19 protein-coding genes and 1 other annotated feature are annotated in these 19,465 nt (G+C 53.4%); of the genes, 5 read left to right on the top strand and 14 right to left on the bottom strand.

The window, feature by feature from the left end:
- Window positions 1-8 precede the first annotated feature (8 nt).
- The 11 genes from uspF to trpL all read right to left on the bottom strand — a co-directional run bounded on the left by uspF (window position 9) and on the right by trpL (window position 10,749).
- A complete protein-coding gene (uspF, locus tag LCD46_12360) occupies window positions 9-443 on the bottom strand; it encodes a universal stress protein UspF (GenBank protein ID UOY68905.1) in 435 nt (144 codons plus the stop codon).
- Between the two features lie 140 nt (window positions 444-583).
- The gene (gene yedF, locus LCD46_12355; protein UOY68904.1) at window positions 584-817 is read right to left on the bottom strand and encodes a sulfurtransferase-like selenium metabolism protein YedF; all 234 of its coding nucleotides are present in this window, start codon (window positions 815-817) and stop codon (window positions 584-586) included.
- Complete coding sequence (gene yedE / locus LCD46_12350; GenBank protein ID UOY68903.1) at window positions 814-2,025, bottom strand: selenium metabolism membrane protein YedE/FdhT; 1,212 nt, start codon at window positions 2,023-2,025, stop codon at window positions 814-816. The genes yedF and yedE overlap by 4 nt, the downstream gene beginning before the upstream one ends.
- A 220-nt stretch (window positions 2,026-2,245) precedes the next feature.
- Window positions 2,246-2,905: a DUF1345 domain-containing protein gene (locus LCD46_12345; protein ID UOY68902.1), complete on the bottom strand. Its 660-nt coding sequence runs from the start codon at window positions 2,903-2,905 to the stop codon at window positions 2,246-2,248.
- 74 nt (window positions 2,906-2,979) lie between these two features.
- Window positions 2,980-3,855: a transcriptional regulator gene (locus LCD46_12340; GenBank protein ID UOY68901.1), complete on the bottom strand. Its 876-nt coding sequence runs from the start codon at window positions 3,853-3,855 to the stop codon at window positions 2,980-2,982.
- A gap of 220 nt (window positions 3,856-4,075) precedes the next feature.
- Window positions 4,076-4,885, bottom strand: a complete 810-nt coding sequence (gene trpA / locus LCD46_12335) for a tryptophan synthase subunit alpha (protein ID UOY68900.1) — start codon at window positions 4,883-4,885, stop codon at window positions 4,076-4,078.
- The gene (gene trpB, locus LCD46_12330; GenBank protein ID UOY68899.1) at window positions 4,885-6,078 is read right to left on the bottom strand and encodes a tryptophan synthase subunit beta; all 1,194 of its coding nucleotides are present in this window, start codon (window positions 6,076-6,078) and stop codon (window positions 4,885-4,887) included. The genes trpA and trpB overlap by 1 nt, the downstream gene beginning before the upstream one ends.
- A gap of 10 nt (window positions 6,079-6,088) precedes the next feature.
- Window positions 6,089-7,447, bottom strand: a complete 1,359-nt coding sequence (gene trpCF / locus LCD46_12325) for a bifunctional indole-3-glycerol-phosphate synthase TrpC/phosphoribosylanthranilate isomerase TrpF (GenBank protein UOY68898.1) — start codon at window positions 7,445-7,447, stop codon at window positions 6,089-6,091.
- A 3-nt stretch (window positions 7,448-7,450) separates the two neighbouring features.
- Entirely contained in the window at window positions 7,451-9,046 is a 1,596-nt protein-coding gene (gene trpD / locus LCD46_12320) for a bifunctional anthranilate synthase glutamate amidotransferase component TrpG/anthranilate phosphoribosyltransferase TrpD (GenBank protein ID UOY68897.1), read from the bottom strand.
- Complete coding sequence (locus tag LCD46_12315) at window positions 9,046-10,608, bottom strand: anthranilate synthase component 1 (protein UOY68896.1); 1,563 nt, start codon at window positions 10,606-10,608, stop codon at window positions 9,046-9,048. Before LCD46_12315 ends, trpD begins: the two co-directional genes overlap by 1 nt.
- 25 nt (window positions 10,609-10,633) lie before the next feature.
- Window positions 10,634-10,728, bottom strand: a sequence feature (Trp leader region).
- Entirely contained in the window at window positions 10,705-10,749 is a 45-nt protein-coding gene (gene trpL, locus LCD46_12310) for a trp operon leader peptide (GenBank protein UOY72953.1), read from the bottom strand. (Overlaps the previous feature by 24 nt.)
- Before the next feature lie 127 nt (window positions 10,750-10,876).
- On the opposite strand from trpL, the gene yciV reads away from it, so the two are divergent.
- The 3 genes from yciV to rluB all read left to right on the top strand — a co-directional run bounded on the left by yciV (window position 10,877) and on the right by rluB (window position 13,359).
- Entirely contained in the window at window positions 10,877-11,770 is an 894-nt protein-coding gene (yciV, locus tag LCD46_12305) for a 5'-3' exoribonuclease (GenBank protein ID UOY68895.1), read from the top strand.
- The gene (locus LCD46_12300; GenBank protein UOY68894.1) at window positions 11,767-12,387 is read left to right on the top strand and encodes a threonylcarbamoyl-AMP synthase; all 621 of its coding nucleotides are present in this window, start codon (window positions 11,767-11,769) and stop codon (window positions 12,385-12,387) included. The genes yciV and LCD46_12300 overlap by 4 nt, the downstream gene beginning before the upstream one ends.
- A 96-nt stretch (window positions 12,388-12,483) precedes the next feature.
- Window positions 12,484-13,359 (top strand): 23S rRNA pseudouridine(2605) synthase RluB, encoded by an 876-nt coding sequence (gene rluB / locus LCD46_12295; protein ID UOY68893.1) that lies wholly within the window; start codon window positions 12,484-12,486, stop codon window positions 13,357-13,359.
- Window positions 13,360-13,392: 33 nt separating this feature from the next.
- On the opposite strand, the gene cobO is transcribed toward rluB, so the two are convergent.
- Window positions 13,393-13,983 carry a cob(I)yrinic acid a,c-diamide adenosyltransferase gene (gene cobO, locus LCD46_12290; protein UOY68892.1) on the bottom strand — a complete coding sequence of 197 codons (591 nt, stop codon included), beginning with the start codon at window positions 13,981-13,983 and terminating at the stop codon, window positions 13,393-13,395.
- A complete protein-coding gene (locus LCD46_12285; protein ID UOY68891.1) occupies window positions 13,980-14,741 on the bottom strand; it encodes a YciK family oxidoreductase in 762 nt (253 codons plus the stop codon). Before LCD46_12285 ends, cobO begins: the two co-directional genes overlap by 4 nt.
- A 251-nt stretch (window positions 14,742-14,992) precedes the next feature.
- Between LCD46_12285 and sohB the strand changes: the two genes are divergently transcribed.
- Window positions 14,993-16,039: a protease SohB gene (gene sohB, locus LCD46_12280; GenBank protein ID UOY68890.1), complete on the top strand. Its 1,047-nt coding sequence runs from the start codon at window positions 14,993-14,995 to the stop codon at window positions 16,037-16,039.
- Window positions 16,040-16,073: 34 nt separating this feature from the next.
- Here sohB and LCD46_12275 read toward each other — a convergent pair whose 3' ends face one another.
- Window positions 16,074-16,325 carry a YciN family protein gene (locus LCD46_12275; protein UOY68889.1) on the bottom strand — a complete coding sequence of 84 codons (252 nt, stop codon included), beginning with the start codon at window positions 16,323-16,325 and terminating at the stop codon, window positions 16,074-16,076.
- Window positions 16,326-16,723: 398 nt separating this feature from the next.
- Between LCD46_12275 and topA the strand changes: the two genes are divergently transcribed.
- Window positions 16,724-19,321 carry a type I DNA topoisomerase gene (topA, locus tag LCD46_12270; protein UOY68888.1) on the top strand — a complete coding sequence of 866 codons (2,598 nt, stop codon included), beginning with the start codon at window positions 16,724-16,726 and terminating at the stop codon, window positions 19,319-19,321.
- Window positions 19,322-19,465 lie beyond the last annotated feature (144 nt).

Genomic DNA, 19,465 nt, shown 5'->3' with positions numbered 1-19,465 from the left:
AATTTCCCCTAGCGCACAACCAGCACCGGACATTTTGCGTGGCGGACAACGACTGCCGCGTTTGAGCCTAAGAGATAGGTAGTAATATCAGGCCGATGAGAGGCAATAATGATCAGGTCTGCGTTGATACTGTCGGCCAGTTTCAGGATCTGATCTTTAGGCGCGCCTGAAATGGCATGTGTCTGAACGCGGTCTGCGGGCAGATTGAACTGCTTAACCATCTCATTAAGTTTCTCCAGCGCCTCCTGCTGTATTTCCGCAAGTTTTGGCATCTCAACGGAATAGGCCAGCCCAAGAGAGGAGTAGTAGGGTAAAGAGGGAACGACCGTCAGAAAATGAACTTTACCGTTACTGATTGCTGCGTTTGCCTGTACATAAGGGATCACCTGTTCGGTCAGGCGACTCTCAGAGATATCGACAGGAACAAGAATCGAATTAAACATGCCACACCTCCTGTTTGTTTTTTATCCACCTAAAGTGTAGTGCTGTTGTAATGACATTCACTGTATTCGCGGCCAAAGTGGGATATAAGGCAGGTTTTGAGGTGGGAGAGACACCCCAGATAGGGGCGTCCGTGACAGCATTATTTCTGAATTAAATAGCGGATGGTCGGTCCGTCCTGCTGGATATCTAACACCGTGTAACCGTGGTTTTTGGCATCCAGCGGAATATTGTTGATGGACTGCGGACAGTCACTCACCACTTCCAGAATTTCACCTTTTTTGAGCTGCGGAAGCGCTTCAAGTGTGGCAACTGCCGGATAGGGGCAGGGTTCGCCGACCATATCCAGGCGATAATCAGGCACGATCTCTTTCATGCGGCATTCTCCTGCGTTTGGGTTTTAACAGTGGCTCTGCGGAAGAAACGTTTTTCCTGTGCGACAACCAGTAAAAAGGCTGCCAGCAGCAGACCATAAGTGACCAGCAGACCGCCGAGGGGGCCGAAGGTGCTCAGCAGATTCACCTTGTCCCAGTTGGTGGCAAGCACAGGGGAGAGGTCGTCCCAGAAGTAAGCCAGTATCGTCGAGCCGATAACATTTCCCAGACCCACCCACCAGTAATGCACCTGACCCTCAACGGCGCGGTACATCCAGCCGGTTTCACACCCGCCAGCCAGCACGATCCCGAAGCCAAACAGCAGACCGCCAATCACCGCGTTAGGACCTGCCCACATGATTTTCGGTTCGACCCCCAACTGAACATAGCTGAAGATACCGATGGCACTGACCGCCATCCCGGCGATAATCGCTTTCGCCATCATCGTGCGGCCGGTGATCCACATATCGCGAAACGCCGAAGTAAAGCAGATCTGTGCGCGTTCAATGAGAAGGCCAAAACCCACGCCAAACAGCATCGCCAGACCGAGTTTCGGCTGGTTCAGGGCTGTACACAGCGCCCACGCCAGCATGGCGAAAAAGACCAACATACCCAGGCGGAAGCGGCGACGGGCCTGAGAGGGCTTTTGCGTCAGTGGAGAAGCCGCACTCACCTTGACCATTTTGACCGGAATACGGAACAACGGGAGAAGGGTAAATTTTGCGCCAAAGTAAGAGCCGATGGCCGTGGCGACAGCAAAAAACCAGGCATGCAGTGAAAACTGAGGAATACCAGTGAAGAAGGCGGCAAGGTTGCACCCCATCGCCAGACGCGCGCCGAAGCCGGCAATCATGCCGCCGACAATCGCCTGCAGAATACGGATTCGGCTTTTAGGCAGCCTCAGCTTGACGTTATTTGCCCATAGCGCCGCAGCTAAACATCCGCCGAACATACCCATGATCATCATCCCATCAATGCGGGTGAGCGGTGTGCCGTCCAGATGAATGAGTTTAAAGTAACCCCACTCTTCGGTATGTGCCCCAGCCAGTTGTAGCAGTTGCCCACCCCAGCGCGTGAACTCGCCGGTGACGGCCCAGAAGGTGCCGGTAATGCCGAAATAGTAGGTAGAAAGGATCCCCGCCGCGATAACGGCCGGTACAGGTGACCAGAACTTAACCAGGTAAGTCTGTTTAAAGTATTGCCATGACATGAGAAAGCCTCTGAACTCAGAAGGAGTATGTTGATTTAACGGACTGGAATATATAACGTTTTTTGTTTCTCCAAAACTGCTCTCCAAAATACTGCCTGTTTTTATGACCTCAATCATTAAACCGTGCTGCTCACCCAACGGCAGCACGACTTCGGAACAGAGATAGCACTGAACACCGGTTATACTGAGTTGTTTCTTCGATGCGGAAATTCAGATGGGTTTAGCTCAGTAGCCCGGCTCCAACGTTTACTGACAGACCCAGAATCGCCAGATTGAAAACAAAAGAAATCACCGACTGGAGCAACGTAATTTGCCGCATGTCGGTGGTACCGGTCGCCACATCGGCAGTTTGTGACGCTACCGCGATGGTGAACGAAAAATAAAGAAAATCCCAGTAACCGGGTTCCTCCGGTTTTTCTGGAAAAATCATGGGTATGACGTCTTTAGTTCGGTGCAGGTAATGGTGGTGAGCGTAATGCATCGCAAATGAGGTGGGCAGTAAGGCCCAGGAAACGGCCAGCGTGGTGCCCGTCAACAGCAGATGCAGCACGCGCGGCGATCCGGTGAGGTGCTTGAGTGAGGTTAGCTCAATGAGGATCGCCAGAATGCTGGCCAGGCAGCCGATTATCACCATGCCCAGCACCAGCCCCGCGCTCTCATCCTGCATTTTGGCAATATGCGGAATATCCCGCACATCAGTACGTAACATACGAAACCACATAAAGCACAGATATAGCCACGCCAGCACATTCCAGCCTATCAGCAGCCGTTGCAGATATCCCAGATCAGGGGGAAGGGCTACAAAGCAGGTTACTCCGGCCAAAATGGCGAGCATTAACCGCATGCGCCCGTGAAAATAAGATCTGACAGAAAAGAGCATAATGTGAGTGTGTTTGTGAAGGGACAATAGATTAACTATAGTAGGTGAGCGTGAGGTTTTTCATCAAAACGTAATTAAAATACACACCTCAATGGACTAATGTTGCACCACTGTTTTTTATACTCCATTCCGCTGAAGTATTTCCCAAGAGAGAAAATGATTTTTTTCTCATTCTGCTCACACAGTTCTCTGGCTCGATTATAATTTTCCCAAAGCAAGATGCTTCCCGCACCAATATTGTTGTATTGAGGGTCGTATCCTCCATTGATGTCGTCGAAGTAAATCCACCCGGGGCATTCGGTTTTAAATATTAAATCAATGGCTATGATTTTCTTATTGATTGCGAGTGCGGATCCAAAAATCATATGTCTCAAGCTATTAATGGCATCCAGTAGATTTTCTCTTGGGTAGGGCGATACTTTGCCGCGCCAGCGAACATTAAACAAGTCTATGTAACTGTCGCAAATCTCGTCAGTGGAAAGATTGTTCACATCCAGTATTTCACCTCCAAGCTTGAGAAAACGACTCCTTTCCCCATTTCTTTTTCTAACCGTTTTTGTAGAAAATAGCGGTTTCATGTGACATATCTCATCATTCAGCATTTTACTGCTGAAGGAGTTGATGAATGAACTTTTCTGTAGTGGTGAAAGCTTTTTCGTCCTGACGGGAAGAAAGGATTTTGAATGGGTGGCGCTGGGTAAAATTATATCCTCAAAAACAAAAGGATGTGATTTTGAGTAGAGATTCAGTGACCCATTAATAGAATAAATTGATGAAACGACAATGCCATCTTTTTTTCTGCAAAAGAACTTGATTTCTTTATTTCGTTTGCTCGAAAGATAAGTTAGCACATCCGGATGTGTGCATACACTACCGCCATAAGTAGCATATGCCTGACGGTAAATACTCAGGTCACATTCTTCCCAGCCAAAAATGAAATTTCTCAACATGTTGTCCAAATATTATTACAATAGCAAACATGTGCATACATTATACTTTCCTTATAATAAGTAAATCGACAAAACGATATTGTTGACTGCCTGTTTAGTGAAGTGGGTAATTAAGTATTAGTTTGCTATTTATTGCAGTTGATATTAATGCTGTAAAGTGAAGAGGGAGTATAAAAAGAAGAAGGGAACCGTCTGGCGGAGTTGCCAGACGGCGAAGGGGTTATGCTCTTCGGGTTGCGGCTTTCATTGCGCTTACGAATGTTTTCAGTTCGGCCAGCATCTGCTCGGGCTTATCAACGTTCTTCTCGATGATTTTGACAATAGCCGAGCCGGAAATCGCCCCTGCTGCTTTTGCTTCAATCGCTGCCGAGACCTGTTCAGGAGAGGAAATCCCGAATCCCTGCAGCGGCGGTGCGGCATGGTATTCAGCCAGCTTTTCTACCAGATGATGCAGCGGCAGTGCGGCTTTATTTTCGGCACCGGTCACGCCCGCACGGGAGAGCAGGTAGGTATACCCGCGACCGTAAGAGGCAATCTGGCACAGCAGCTCGTCATCAGCATTCGGTGGGCAGATGAAAATCGGGGCAACGTTGTGGCGCATTGCTGCCTGGCGAAACGGTGCAGATTCCTCAACCGGCACATCCGCCACCAGTACAGAATCAACACCTACGCGTGCGCACTCGGCATAGAACTCATCGATCCCGCGGTTAAACACCAGGTTGGCGTACATTAGCAGGCCGATTGGGATTGTCGGGTGTTTCTGTCGAATGGCGGCCAGCATCTCAAAGCACTGGGTTGGCGTTACGCCCGCCGCAAAGGCGCGCAGCGTCGCATTCTGAATGGTTGGGCCATCCGCCAGCGGGTCAGAGAACGGGATACCCAGCTCCAGCGCATCGGCACCGGCTTCAATCAGGGCATCAATAATCCTCAGCGACTGTTCCGGGCCCGGGTCGCCCAGGGTAACGAAGGGAACGAACGCGCCTTCCTGGCGGGATTTCAGTTCTGCAAATGCGTTATCGTAACGTTCCATCAGATTTCCCCTCGTGCTTTCAGAATATCGTGAACGGTGAAGATATCTTTGTCACCGCGACCGGAAAGGTTAACCACCAGCAGCTGCTCTTTCTCCGGGTTTTCTTTCATCATTTTCAGCGCGTGTGCCAGTGCGTGAGATGACTCCAGCGCCGGGATAATCCCTTCGCTGCGACACAATGTTTTAAATGCTTCCAGCGCTTCATCATCGGTAATGGAAACATAATCCGCACGACCAATGCTGTTCAGGTACGCATGCTGTGGCCCAACCGACGGGAAATCCAGGCCCGCTGAGATAGAGTATGATTCTTCAATCTGGCCTTCGTCGGTCTGCATCATCGGGGACTTCATACCGAAGTAGATCCCAACGCGGCCATGCTTCAGTGGCGCACCATGCTCACCCGTTTCAATTCCATGACCAGCAGGCTCAACGCCAATCAGGCCAACGCGGGTGTCGTCGATGAAATCGGCAAACATGCCGATAGCGTTAGATCCACCGCCGACGCAGGCGATCACCGCATCCGGCAGTCGACCCTCTTTTTCAAGGATCTGCGCTTTGGTCTCTTCACCAATCATGCGCTGGAATTCACGTACGATAGTCGGGAACGGGTGCGGGCCCGCAGCGGTACCGAGCATATAGTGCGCGGTTTCATAGCTGCCAGACCAGTCGCGCAGCGCTTCGTTACAGGCATCTTTCAGCGTGGCTGAACCACTGTGAACCGGGATCACTTCTGCACCCATCAGACGCATACGGAACACGTTCGGCGACTGACGTTCAACGTCTTTTGCGCCCATATAAATGTGGCATTTCAGACCGAGCAGGGCGCTGGCGAGAGCAGAGGCCACACCGTGTTGACCCGCGCCGGTCTCGGCGATGATTTCGGTTTTACCCATACGTTTGGCGAGCAGCGCCTGACCCAACACCTGGTTAGTTTTGTGCGCGCCGCCGTGCAGCAAATCTTCACGCTTGAGGTACAGCGTCGTTTTGGTGCCTTCGGTCAGGTTACGACACTTGGTCAGCGCCGTTGGACGACCAGCATAGTTTTTCAGCAGGTCAGTAAATTCAGCCTGAAATGCCGGATCCTTCTGCGCGCTGACAAACGCCTCTTCCAGCTGGCGCAGAGCGGGCATCAGGATTTGCGGGACGTACATCCCACCGAACTCACCAAAATAAGGGTTTAGTAATGTCGTCATCTTCTCTTCCTTAATATGCACGCAGAGTTTTAAATACCGAGGCCAGCTTGCTGGCATCTTTGATACCCGGTTGCGACTCTACGCCTGAATTGAAATCGAGGCCTGCGCAGCCCGTTTTGGCGGCTTCAACGCAGTTATCCGGGCTTAATCCGCCCGCCAGCAGGACGTTGTCCAGCTTTTCACCATTCAGCAGCGACCAGTCAAAACGCTGACCTGTGCCGCCCTGGCCGTTATCCAGCACGTATTTATCAACATGAGTAAGATTACGCGCTGGCAGGGTGTCGCCTACGCTCTGGGCTTTCCAGATCTGCACCTGCGGTGCCAGCACGGTACGCAGAGCGTCTATATACGCCTGATCTTCATCACCGTGGAGCTGGACCGCGCTCAGGGATAAAGCGTCGGCTTTTGCCGCCACGTCCGTGATATCCGCATTGCGGAAAACGCCGACATAGCTGAGCGGCGCTGCCGCTATCACCTCGCGCGCCTGTTCTACGCTGACAACTCGTGGAGATGAATCGACAAAAATCAGCCCGCCGTAAATCGCCCCCGCGTCATACGCAGCCCGGGCATCCTGTTCGCGGGTCAAACCGCATACTTTGTTTTCACCCAGCAACACCCGGCGCACCGCAGCGTTGAGGTCGTCATGTTCCATCATGGCGGAGCCAATCAGGAAACCGTTGGCGAAGTGGCTCAACTCACGTACCTGCGCGTAGCTGTTAATACCGGACTCGCTGATCACCGTCACACCGGAGCCCAGACACGGCGCGAGCTGGCGGGTGCGGTTGAGGTCGATCGACAGGTCGCGAAGATCGCGGTTGTTAATGCCGACCACTCTGGCTTCCAGCGCAATCGCGCGTTCCAGTTCTTCTTCATTACTGACTTCTGTCAGCACGCCCATGTTCAGACTGTGTGCCACGGCAGAAAGCTGGCGATACTGTTCGTCGTCTAGCACCGAGAGCATCAGCAGGCAGGCGTCAGCCTGGTAAAAGCGCGCCAGCCAGATTTGATACGGATCGATAATAAAGTCTTTGCACAGAATCGGCTGTGGTGCGATGCCGCTGACGATGGGCAGAGAATCAAAGCTGCCCTGGAAATATTTCTCATCCGTCAGCACCGAGATGGCTGACGCATGATGCTTATAAATGCCGGCAATACGCGCCGGGTCGAAATCGTCACGAATAACGCCTTTAGACGGGGACGCTTTTTTGCACTCAAGAATAAACGCGGTGCGCGCGCCCTGCAGGGCGTCATAGAAACGACGGCTGCTCGGGACGACGTCGTTCTGGAAACTGGCAAGCGGCTGTTGTTGCTTGCGTGCTTCCACCCAGATGGCCTTATCGGCAACGATTTTCGCTAAAACGGTCTGCATTCTTTACCCTCTTGCCGCAAGTGCGGTAACGCGATCGTAAGCTGCACCAGAGCGCAGTACATCCAGAACTTTTTGAACGTTGGCCTTCAGGTCTTCCTCACCGTGCAAACGCATCAGCATGGCGACGTTGGCAGCAACGGCGGCCTCATGAGCGACCTCTCCTTTACCTTGTAATAAGCGCGTCAGAATGTCACGGTTTTCTTCCGGCGTACCGCCTGCCAGCGCTTCCTGGTGATATGGCGCTAAACCGAAGTCGGCGGCTTCCAGCTGATAACTCAGGATCTCGCCGTCGCGCAGTTCGGCTACCAGCGTTGGCGCATGCAGCGACACCTCATCCATTCCTCCACTGTGGACCACGGCGGCACGTTGATATCCCAGAACACGCAGTGTCTCAGCAATCGGCAGCACCAGTTCCGGGCTATAGACGCCAATCAGCGCCAGCGGCGGATGAGCCGGGTTGATAAGTGGCCCCAGTACGTTAAACAGCGTACGGGTTTTGAGCTGCTGACGAACCGGCATCGCGTGGCGGAAACCGGTGTGGTACTTCGGCGCAAACAGGAAACAGACACCCAGGTCATCCAGCGCTTCACGGGAACGCTCGGCGTTCATATCGAGATTAATACCAAATGCGGCGAGCAAATCGGAAGAGCCTGACCGGCTGGAAACGCTGCGGTTACCGTGTTTCGCGACTTTCAAACCACACGCCGCCGCCACGAAGGCGCTGGCGGTAGAGATGTTGATGCTGTTGCTGCCGTCACCGCCGGTGCCAACAATATCGGCAAACGGATAGTCCGGGCGCGGGAACGGAGCGGCATTTTCCAGCAGGGCCGTAGCGGCACCGGCGATCTCCTGCGGGCTTTCACCGCGCACTTTCATGCTCACCAGTGCAGCAGCAAGCTGTTCAGGTTTCAGCTCGCCGCGAACCACGGCGGAGAAGAGCTGATGGCTTTCCTGCTGGCTCAGGGTCTGCGCCTGGTACAGTTTTTCCAGAATCGGCTGAAGGGTATTAGTCTGTTCCAGCTTCTGTAACGCCCAGTCGAGAGTTTGTTCCAGCAGACGAGCACCGTTAGAGGTCAGAATCGATTCCGGGTGGAACTGCATACCGCAGACGCGATCCGCATCATGACGCACCGCCATCACCATCCCTTCAAACGAGGCGTTAATGGTCAGCCCGGCTGGAATGTTGCTCCCCACCAGCGAGTGGTAGCGCGCCACCGGGAGTGGGTTAGGCAACCCGGCAAACATCGCCTGACCGTCATGTTCTATGCTGGACGCTTTGCCGTGCAGAATTTCGCCCGCCTGGCCGACGTAGCCGCCATAGGCTTCCACAATGGCCTGGTGGCCGAGACAGATACCGATAATCGGCAGCTTTCCGCGCATACGCGTCAGCAGTTCTGGCATACAGCCAGCTTCACTCGGTGCACCGGGTCCTGGAGAGAGCATCAACACCGGGTTTTGCATGGTGGCCAGTCGGTCAATCAGCGTCTGTGCCGGCACGTGGTTGCGGTAGATAACGACGTTATGACCATTCGCACGCAGCTGATCTGCAAGGTTATAAGTAAAGGAGTCGATATTATCGAGCAGCAGAATGTCAGCCATCAGAAAATCTCCTGTGCATGGTGTGCGGTAGCAATGGCGCGAAGTACCGCACGCGCTTTACTGCGTGTTTCGTCAGCTTCAGACTGCGGAACAGAATCAAGAACAATGCCAGCGCCTGCCTGGACGGTGGCAATGCCATCTTCCACATACGCAGAGCGGATAACGATGCAGGTATCGAGATCGCCGTGGGCGGTGAAGTAACCCACTGCGCCGCCGTAGCTACCGCGACGACGGCCTTCGGCACCGGCAATCAACTGCATGGCGCGGACTTTTGGCGCACCGCTCAGGGTCCCCATGTTCATGCAGGCGCGATAGGCGTGCAGCACGTCGAGGTCGCTGCGCAGTTCACCGACCACTCGGGACACCAGGTGCATCACAAATGAATAACGGTCGACTTTGGTGAGGTCAGCGACGTAACGGCTGCCCGGAGTACAAATGCGCGCCAGGTCGTTACGCGCCAGATCGACCAGCATCAGGTGCTCGGAAAGCTCCTTGTGGTCGGTACGCATTTCGAGTTCGATGCGGCTGTCGAGATCGCGATCCAGTGAACCATCAGCACGACGACCGCGCGGACGCGTCCCGGCAATAGGGTAGATCTCAATCTGGCGGCTGGTGGCATCGTATTTCAGTGAGCTTTCTGGTGACGCGCCAAACAGGGTGAAATCGTTGTCCTGCATAAAGAACATGTACGGACTCGGGTTGCTTTTCTTCAGCACATCGTAGGCCGCCAGCGGAGACGGGCAAGGCAAAGAGAAGCGACGGGAAGGTACAACCTGGAAAATTTCACCGGCACGAATCGCTTTTTGCATCTGGCGAACAACGGCGCCGTACTGATCGTCAGTCTGGTTGACGTCGCACGTCATCTTCTCCACGCGCTGCACTGGAAGCGCAGGCGGCGCTTCGGTCATTTGCTGCTGCAGCTGGGTGATGCGATGTTCAAGGCGATTTTTCTCTGCCACAGAAGGCGTGAACAGGCTCGCCTGAATGCGGGTATATTTTTTCTGATGGTCGATCACCAGCAAGGTTTCCGCCAGATAGAAGCAGTAGTCCGGGCAGCGGTTGCCTTGTTCTGTTTCCGGCAAATCTTCAAAACCCGCGACCAGGTCATACGCAAACAACCCGCCGAAGAACATCGCCTCACGCTCATTTTCCGGTACGGACACCAGGTTTTGCAGCAGGCGGAAAGCATCGAAAACGGACAGAGAACAGAGACGTGCGTCTTCATCCAGCAACTGGCTGACCGGCGGGAAATGCAGAACCCGCATTTCCGGATGACGTTCATTTTCAATTCCTGCAGGCAGGGCGGCATCCAACAGCGGCAGCAGCGACTCGCCATTTTCTGACAGTGCCTTAATGGTGACAGTGTCACCTAAAGCGGTAATGCGCAACGCGCTGTCAACCAGCAGCAGGCTCTTGAGATCGTCTTTGCTGTCGATATCCGCAGATTCAAGCAGCAGCGTTGCCGGGCGAGCACCGCACACCTGATGAAACAGCGCGGTGGGGTTGTGGCGATAGGCCGCCTCGCGGGTTAGCAATTCGAGGTGTGGTTTGGCTGTTTGCATGATGTTGTTCTCATTTATTCTGTTCAAAAAAAAGCCCGCTTAGTAGCGGGCTGGGTATCTGTTTGCATTTCGCAGACGCGTGACACTGCCCGATGATCAGGAAGTGCGCCACCAACCGTGCAGAGTGAAATGTGCTGTCATTTTCAGATACCTTTCTCGTGTGAACTTGCGTACTAGTTAACTAGTTCGATGGCGAGTTGTCAACCCTTGATTTCAGAATTTCACGTTAAGTCGGTATCATGGCGGTTTCGGATGTCTCCAACCTGCTATGGGAAGTGCTTTGAGCGATACCACCTACGCGATTATTTATGATTTACACAGCCATACACAGGCCTCTGATGGCCTACTGACACCCGAGGACCTGGTTCATCGTGCCGTTGAAATGCGCGTCGGTACGCTGGCGATAACCGATCACGATACGACAGATGCCATTCCGGCGGCGCGCGCCGAAATCGCCCGCAGCGGGCTGGCGCTTAATCTGGTGTCCGGTGTCGAAATCTCCACCGTCTGGGAAAACCATGAAATTCATATTGTTGGCCTGAATATCGATATAGACCATCCGGCACTTCGGGCCTTTTTGCAAGAACAAAAAACGCGCCGCAACCAGCGCGCAGAGATGATTGGTGAACGTCTGGAAAAGGCGCATATTCCGGGCGCGCTGGAAGGTGCTCAAAAGCTGGCGAACGGCGGGGCGGTCACGCGCGGTCATTTCGCCCGTTTTCTGGTAGAGGTGGGCAAAGCCACGACAATGGCGGATGTTTTTAAAAAATATCTTGCTCGCGGGAAAACCGGATACGTTCCGCCACAGTGGTGTACAATAAAACAAGCTATTGATGTGATTCATCATTCTGGTGGCAAGGCCGTGCTGGCCCATCCGGGGCGATATAATCTTTCTGCTAAATGGCTGAAAAGACTGCTGGCACACTTTGCCGAATGCGGTGGTGAGGCGATGGAAGTCGCCCAGTGTCAGCAGGCGCCCAATGAGCGCGCGCAGCTCGCAACTTATGCCCGTCAGTTCGGCCTGCTTGGGTCACAAGGGTCTGATTTCCATCAGCCTTGCGCCTGGATCGAACTGGGGCGCAAGCTCTGGCTGCCCGCTGGCGTTGAGCCTGTCTGGACGCTCTGGGAACAGCCGCAGCAAATTGAAGAGAGGGAAGTATGAGTCAATTTTTCTATATCCATCCGGATAACCCGCAGCCACGCCTGATTAACCAGGCCGTAGAGATCGTTCGCAAAGGCGGTGTCATTGTCTATCCGACCGATTCTGGCTATGCGCTGGGCTGCAAAATTGAAGACAAAGGGGCGATGGAACGCATTTGCCGTATTCGCCAGCTGCCGGACGGCCATAACTTTACCCTGATGTGTCGCGATCTCTCTGAGTTGTCGACCTATGCTTATGTGGATAACGTGGCGTTTCGCCTGATCAAGAACAACACGCCGGGTAATTACACGTTCATCCTGAAAGGGACGAAAGAGGTTCCGCGCCGTCTTCTGCAGGAAAAACGTAAAACCATCGGCATGCGCGTACCGTCGAACCCGATTGCTCAGGCGCTGCTGGAAACCCTCGGCGAACCTATGCTCTCGACCTCGCTGATGCTGCCGGGAAGTGAATTTACCGAATCCGATCCGGAAGAGATCAAAGATCGTCTGGAGAAGGTCGTTGAGTTGATTATTCACGGTGGCTATCTCGGACAGCAGCCGACCACCGTGGTCGACTTGACCGAAGATGCACCAGAAGTGATTCGTGAAGGCGTGGGTGATGTTAAGCCTTTCTTGTAATGGTCTAAGCAGATATACTACGCGGCCATCAAAGCAGGGGTAAGCCCTCTTTTGACCTGATTCGACGCCTGTGAAGGCGACACCTGAGGAAGCTCAATGAGCGAGAAGTTACAGAAAGTGCTGGCGCGCGCCGGCCACGGCTCACGCCGTGAAATCGAAGCCATTATTGAAGCGGGCCGCGTGAGTGTGGACGGTAAAATCGCCACGCTGGGCGACCGCGTAGAAATTGTACCGGGGCTGAAGATCCGTATTGACGGTCATCTTATCTCCGTAAAAGAGTCCGCTGAACAGATTTGCCGCGTGCTGGCTTACTACAAGCCGGAAGGCGAACTGTGTACCCGCAACGACCCGGAAGGTCGCCCGACGGTGTTTGACCGTCTGCCTAAACTGCGTGGCGCTCGCTGGATTGCAGTAGGTCGTCTGGACGTGAATACCTGCGGTCTGCTGCTGTTTACCACCGATGGTGAACTGGCAAACCGTCTGATGCACCCAAGCCGTGAAGTGGAACGTGAATACGCCGTGCGCGTCTTTGGTCAGGTTGATGAGAATAAACTGCGCGATCTGTCGCGCGGCGTTCAGCTGGAAGACGGTCCTGCTGCGTTCAAAACCATCAAATTTACCGGTGGTGAAGGTATTAACCAGTGGTACAACGTAACGCTGACCGAGGGCCGTAACCGCGAAGTACGTCGTCTGTGGGAAGCCGTCGGCGTTCAGGTGAGCCGCTTGATCCGCGTCCGTTACGGCGACATTCTGCTGCCAAAAGGTCTGCCGCGTGGCGGTTATACCGAACTGGATCTGACGCAAACTAACTATCTGCGCGAGCTGGTTGGTCTGACGCCAGAAACCACCTCTAAAGTGGCAGTAGAGAAAGATCGTCGTCGCATGAAGGCGAATCAGATCCGTCGTGCGGTGAAACGCCACAGCCAGGTGAGCAGCAACCGCCGTTCCGGCAGCCGTAACAACAACGGTTAAAACAGAAGCCCGGTCAGCGTGACCGGGCTTTTTTTAGTAATCAATCCCGATTTGCGCTTTGATACCCGCATCAAACGCATGTTTCACCGGACGCAGCTCGCTGACGGTATCTGCCAGCTCCAGAATATCCCGATGACACCCACGCCCCGTGACGATCACCGTCTGATGTGCAGGACGGTTCTTCAGCGCATCCAGCACTGCTTCCAGAGGCAGGTAGTCGTAGGCGACCATATAGGTGATCTCATCCAGTAGCACCATGTTTAGCGAAGGATCGGCCAGCATTCTTTTGGCATGTTCCCAGACGGCGAGACAGGCGGCGGTGTCCGTTTCCCGGTTCTGGGTATTCCACGTAAACCCGGTCGCCATTACCTGAAACTCGACGCCATGAGGCTCAAGCAAATTCCTCTCGCCGTTGGGCCATATGCCTTTGATAAACTGGATGACACCGACTTTCTGCCCGTGCCCGACGGCACGCGTAGCGGTACCAAATGCGGCAGTGGTTTTACCTTTACCGTTGCCGGTGAACACGATGATGATCCCGCGTTCGTCCTGGGCTGCCGCGACGCGAGCATCGACCTGTTCTTTCAGACGCTGCTGGCGCTGCTGATGGCGTTCTTCACTCATTGGGAAATTCCTGGTTTACGGCCTGGCTGGGCGTCAAAGGTCATCCCTGTCTTGCGGCGACTGTCATCGCCCATTAGCCAGAGATAGAGCGGCATTATATCAGCCGGAGTTTTCAGCTTCTGTGGATCTTCGGTCGGGAACGCGCTGGCACGCATTTTGGTGCGCGTTCCACCGGGGTTAATGCAATTTACGCGCAGATGGCGGCTCTGATATTCCTCCGCCAGCACCTGCATCATGCCTTCGGTGGCGAATTTTGATACGGCATAAGCTCCCCAGTTCGCCCGGCCTTCGCGACCCACGCTGGAAGAGGTGAAGACCAGCGAGCCTGACTCAGATTTGAGTAATAAAGGAAGCAATGCCTGGGTAAGGAAAAACGTCCCGTTGACGTTGACCTGCATCACCTGCTGCCAGGTATCAGGATCCTGTTCATCCATTGGGCAAACATCCCCAAGCAAGCCGGCGTTGTGTAGCACACCGTCCAGTACTGGGTAGCGGGTACTGATGCGTTGGGCGAGTTCCTGGCACACTTCGGGAGTGCAGGTGAGTAAATCGAGCGTGTACCACGCCGCCAGTGTTCCACCAGCAGCTTCAATTTCCTGCGCGACACCTTTCAATTTCTCTTCGTTGCGGCCAATCAGAATAACGCTTGCGCCATATTCAGCGTACGTCAGAGCCGCCTCGCGGCCAATTCCGTCGCTGGCACCAGTAACGAGAATGATCCGGTTCTGTAGCAGGTTTTTTTGTGGTTGATAATGCACGGTGACTCCTCAGGCGTACAGTGACGCGATGACGCCTTCACGATGACTTTTCGGCTTTATGCCCGAATTAGCCTAATAATTCAATCAGTCTACAGGACGCATTACTGTAAAATTAACAATTTGCAAATATTTAAACTCCAGGCCGGGGATTCCTGAAGGCGGCTCGCAGAGGTAATGTCACGAGCGAGACGCATGGGCAGGGCTGTTGTACACTGCCGTGAAAGATTCGTGGTTAAATCAAGGTGGAACGCGTGGAATTACTTTCTCAATATGGGTTGTTTTTGGCCAAAATCGCGACGGTTGTCATTGCCATCGCAGTGGTTGCCGTTCTGATTGTCAACCTGACGCAGCGCAAGCGTCAGCGTGGGGAGTTACGCATCACGCGTCTAAGCGAGCAATATAAAGAGATGCAGGAAGATATGTCTCTGGCGCTGCTTGATAGTCATCAACAAAAACTGTGGCAGAAAGCGCAGAAGAAAAAGCACAAACAGGAAGCCAAAGCGGCAAAGGCAAAAGCAAAGCTCAATGCGCCGAAGGAGAAGGTCACGCCACGTGTCTATGTACTCGATTTTAAAGGTAGTATGGATGCGCATGAAGTTTCCTCTCTGCGGGAGGAAGTGACTGCCGTTCTGGCTGTGGCGACACCGCAGGATCAGGTTGTCGTGCGTCTTGAAAGCCCCGGAGGTGTCGTTCACGGTTACGGGTTGGCAGCCTCACAGCTGCAGCGTCTGCGCGAAAAGCGGATCCCATTAACCGTTGCAGTGGACAAAGTGGCGGCGAGCGGTGGTTATATGATGGCCTGCGTAGCGGACAAAATTGTTGCCGCGCCGTTCTCTATCATTGGCTCAATCGGTGTGGTCGCGCAGATCCCTAACTTTAACCGTTTCCTGAAGAATAAAGAGATTGATATCGAACTTCACACGGCAGGTCAGTACAAACGGACCCTGACGCTGCTGGGTGAAAACACGGAAGAAGGGAGACAGAAATTCCGTGAAGATCTCAATGAAACGCATCACCTCTTTAAAGATTTTGTGCACCGTATGCGGCCTACGCTCGATATTGAACAGGTCGCGACGGGCGAGCACTGGTACGGTATCCAGGCACAGGAGAAAGGGCTGGTGGATGAAGTGGGCACCAGTGACGACCTGCTGTTGAATCTGATGGACGGCCGTGAGCTGGTTGGTGTGCGCTTTACCCAGCGTAAGCGACTGCTTGACCGCTTCACCAACAGTGCGGCAGAAAGTGCAGACCGTCTGTTGCTGCGTTGGTTACAACGCGGACAAAAACCGTTGCTGTAAACAAAAACGCGAGGCATATGCCTCGCGTTTTGCATTAATCGACCAGGTGATATTTCTCTGAAAGCGTATGCGCCAGGTATTTAAACATGTTAAACACGGCGGTGCTTTTCGGGGTCGGTAACCCCTGTTCGTCAAGGAAGTATTCGCCACTGAAAATCAGCACGCCATTGCGCTGCTCCACACCAGTGGCTTCAATGCCCGCCAGCGTATCTTCATGGTCACGGATAAGCTTGTTTGCTTCGATAAGCAGAGAGGCTCGGTCAATAGGTTGGGTCGTATTCTGCATAATCCACTCCTTAAACAGTGACAATAGTCTACGCCGAGGGCGCTTTGGGGGCAAATTTTCCCTGTAATCTTAGGGGATAAGGAGCAGGGGCCTGGCTGGCGGGATTTGCTTTTGCATGCTAATAAAGTTGCGTAACGAATTTTATCAGGTAGAGTGTGCGCTTTCGTCATTCTGGCAACAGAATTGCTTGACATTCGACCGGGAATTCGTCACGAATTATACGAAATGTGAGAAAAATACCCGATAACTCAATCACCTGGGCGTGTTTCTTTGACGTCCGGTAAGACAAAGGGGTTGATATCTCCTGACGCGGCCGCAATATCATTGGCTCGCCGTCAGCGGAAGGGAAATCAACGTGCGGCGTATTCCTGGAAGAATTAAATTAGGTAAAGGTGAATATGGGTAAAGCTCTCGTCATCGTTGAGTCCCCGGCAAAAGCCAAAACGATCAATAAGTATCTGGGTAATGACTACGTGGTTAAGTCCAGCGTGGGTCATATCCGCGATTTGCCGACCAGTGGCTCAGCCAGCAAAAAGAGCGCAGACTCTACCTCCACCAAAGGGGCCAAAAAGCCTAAAAAGGATGAACGTAGCGCGCTTGTCAACCGCATGGGTGTTAACCCATGGCATAACTGGGATGCACAATATGAAGTGTTGCCCGGGAAAGAAAAAGTCGTTAACGAGCTGAAGCAGCTTGCTGAAAAAGCAGACCACATCTATCTCGCAACCGACCTTGACCGCGAAGGGGAAGCCATTGCGTGGCACCTGCGGGAAGTGATCGGTGGTGATGACAAACGCTACAGCCGTGTAGTGTTTAACGAAATTACGAAGAATGCGATTCGTCAGGCGTTTGAGAAGCCGGGCGAGCTGAATATCGACCGTGTAAACGCACAGCAGGCACGCCGTTTTATGGACCGTGTTGTGGGCTACATGGTTTCTCCACTGCTGTGGAAGAAGATTGCCCGTGGTCTGTCAGCAGGTCGTGTGCAATCTGTCGCTGTACGTCTTGTCGTTGAGCGTGAACGCGAAATTAAAGCCTTCGTACCGGAAGAATTCTGGGAAGTTGACGCCAATGTGACGACGCCAGGTGGTGATGCTCTGCCGCTGCAGGTGAGCCATCAAAACGACAAACCGTTCCGCCCTGAAAACCGTGACCAGACCATGGCCGCCGTGGCGCTGCTGGAAAAAGCTCGCTACCAGGTGCTGGAACGTGAAGATAAACCAACCAGCAGTAAGCCTGGGGCGCCGTTTATCACCTCTACACTGCAACAGGCCGCAAGTACGCGTCTGGGCTATGGCGTGAAGAAAACCATGATGATGGCCCAGCGCCTGTATGAAGCGGGTTACATCACTTATATGCGTACCGACTCAACCAACCTGAGCCAGGACGCGGTTAACATGGTGCGCGGCTACATCAGTGACAATTTCGGTAAGAAATACCTGCCGGAAAGTGCCAATCAGTTCGCCAGCAAAGAGAACTCTCAGGAAGCGCACGAAGCGATCCGTCCTTCTGACGTCTCTGTGTTAGCCGAGTCGTTGAAAGACATGGAAGCCGACGCGCAGAAGCTTTATCAGCTGATCTGGCGCCAGTTCGTAGCGTGTCAGATGACGCCAGCGCAGTACGACTCCACCACGCTGACTGTCGGCGCAGGTGATTTCCGACTGAAGGCGCGTGGCCGCATCCTGCGCTTCGATGGCTGGACGAAAGTCATGCCAGCGTTGCGTAAAGGTGATGAAGATCGCACGTTGCCGGCGGTTAACAAAGGTGACGAGCTGTCTCTGGTCGAATTGATCCCGGCTCAGCACTTTACCAAGCCGCCTGCGCGCTTCAGCGAAGCCTCCCTGGTGAAAGAGCTGGAAAAACGCGGTATTGGTCGTCCGTCGACCTACGCGTCAATCATCTCGACCATTCAGGACCGTGGCTACGTACGCGTTGAAAACCGTCGTTTCTATGCGGAGAAAATGGGTGAAATCGTGACTGACCGTCTGGAAGCCAACTTCCGCGAGTTGATGAATTACGATTTCACCGCGCAGATGGAAGACAGCCTCGACCAGGTTGCCAGCCATCAGGCGGAATGGAAAAAGGTACTCGACAGCTTCTTCAGCGACTTTACCGGTCAGCTTGAAAAAGCGGAGAAAGATCCTGAAGAAGGCGGCATGTTGCCTAACCAGATGGTACTGACCAGCATCGACTGCCCAACCTGTGGCCGTAAGATGGGGATCCGTACTGCAACAACGGGCGTATTCCTGGGATGCTCCGGTTATGCGCTGTCGCCAAAAGAGCGCTGCAAAACCACCATTAACCTGGTTCCTGAGAACGAAGTTCTTAACGTGCTGGAAGGTGATGACGCAGAAACCAACGCCCTGCGCGCCAAACGCCGTTGTAAAAAATGCGGCACGGCAATGGACAGCTACCTGATCGATCCAAAACGTAAACTGCACGTGTGCGGTAATAACCCAACGTGTGACGGGTACGAGATCGAAGAGGGTGAATTCCGCATCAAAGGCTATGACGGTCCGATTGTGGAGTGCGAGAAGTGTGGTTCTGAAATGCACCTGAAAATGGGGCGTTTCGGTAAGTACATGGCGTGTACTAACGACGAGTGTAAAAACACGCGCAAAATTCTGCGTAACGGTGAGGTGGCGCCGCCGAAGGAAGATCCTGTTCCGCTGCCTGAGTTGCCGTGTGAGAAATCAGACGCGTACTTCGTGTTGCGTGACGGCGCCGCAGGTGTCTTCCTTGCCGCCAACACCTTCCCGAAATCGCGTGAAACGCGCGCACCGTTGGTGGAAGAGCTGCATCGTTTCCGCGATCGTCTGCCTGAGAAACTGCGCTATCTGGCCGATGCGCCACAGCAGGATCCGGAAGGCAACAAAACCGTGGTGCGTTTTAGCCGTAAAACTAAGCAGCAGTACGTTGCGGCAGAGAAAGAGGGTAAAGCGACCGGATGGTCAGCCTTCTTTGTCGATGGCAAATGGGTTGAAGGCAAGAAATAATCTTCCCTAACCGTAACTTACCTGTAAAAGGGCCGGATTTCCGGCCCTTTTTTATTACCTTGTTATTATTTTTTGTTCCGTACTATACAGTCAGGCTATAAATGATATAGTGGTTATAGTTAATCTGTTTTTTATTATTAAATC

It is taken from the genome of Enterobacter ludwigii (assembly GCA_023023105.1).
GTDB lineage: Bacteria > Pseudomonadota > Gammaproteobacteria > Enterobacterales > Enterobacteriaceae > Enterobacter > Enterobacter adelaidei.
The sequence above is the reverse complement of the archived record's forward strand: the minus strand, read 5'-3'. Positions and strand labels throughout refer to the sequence as shown.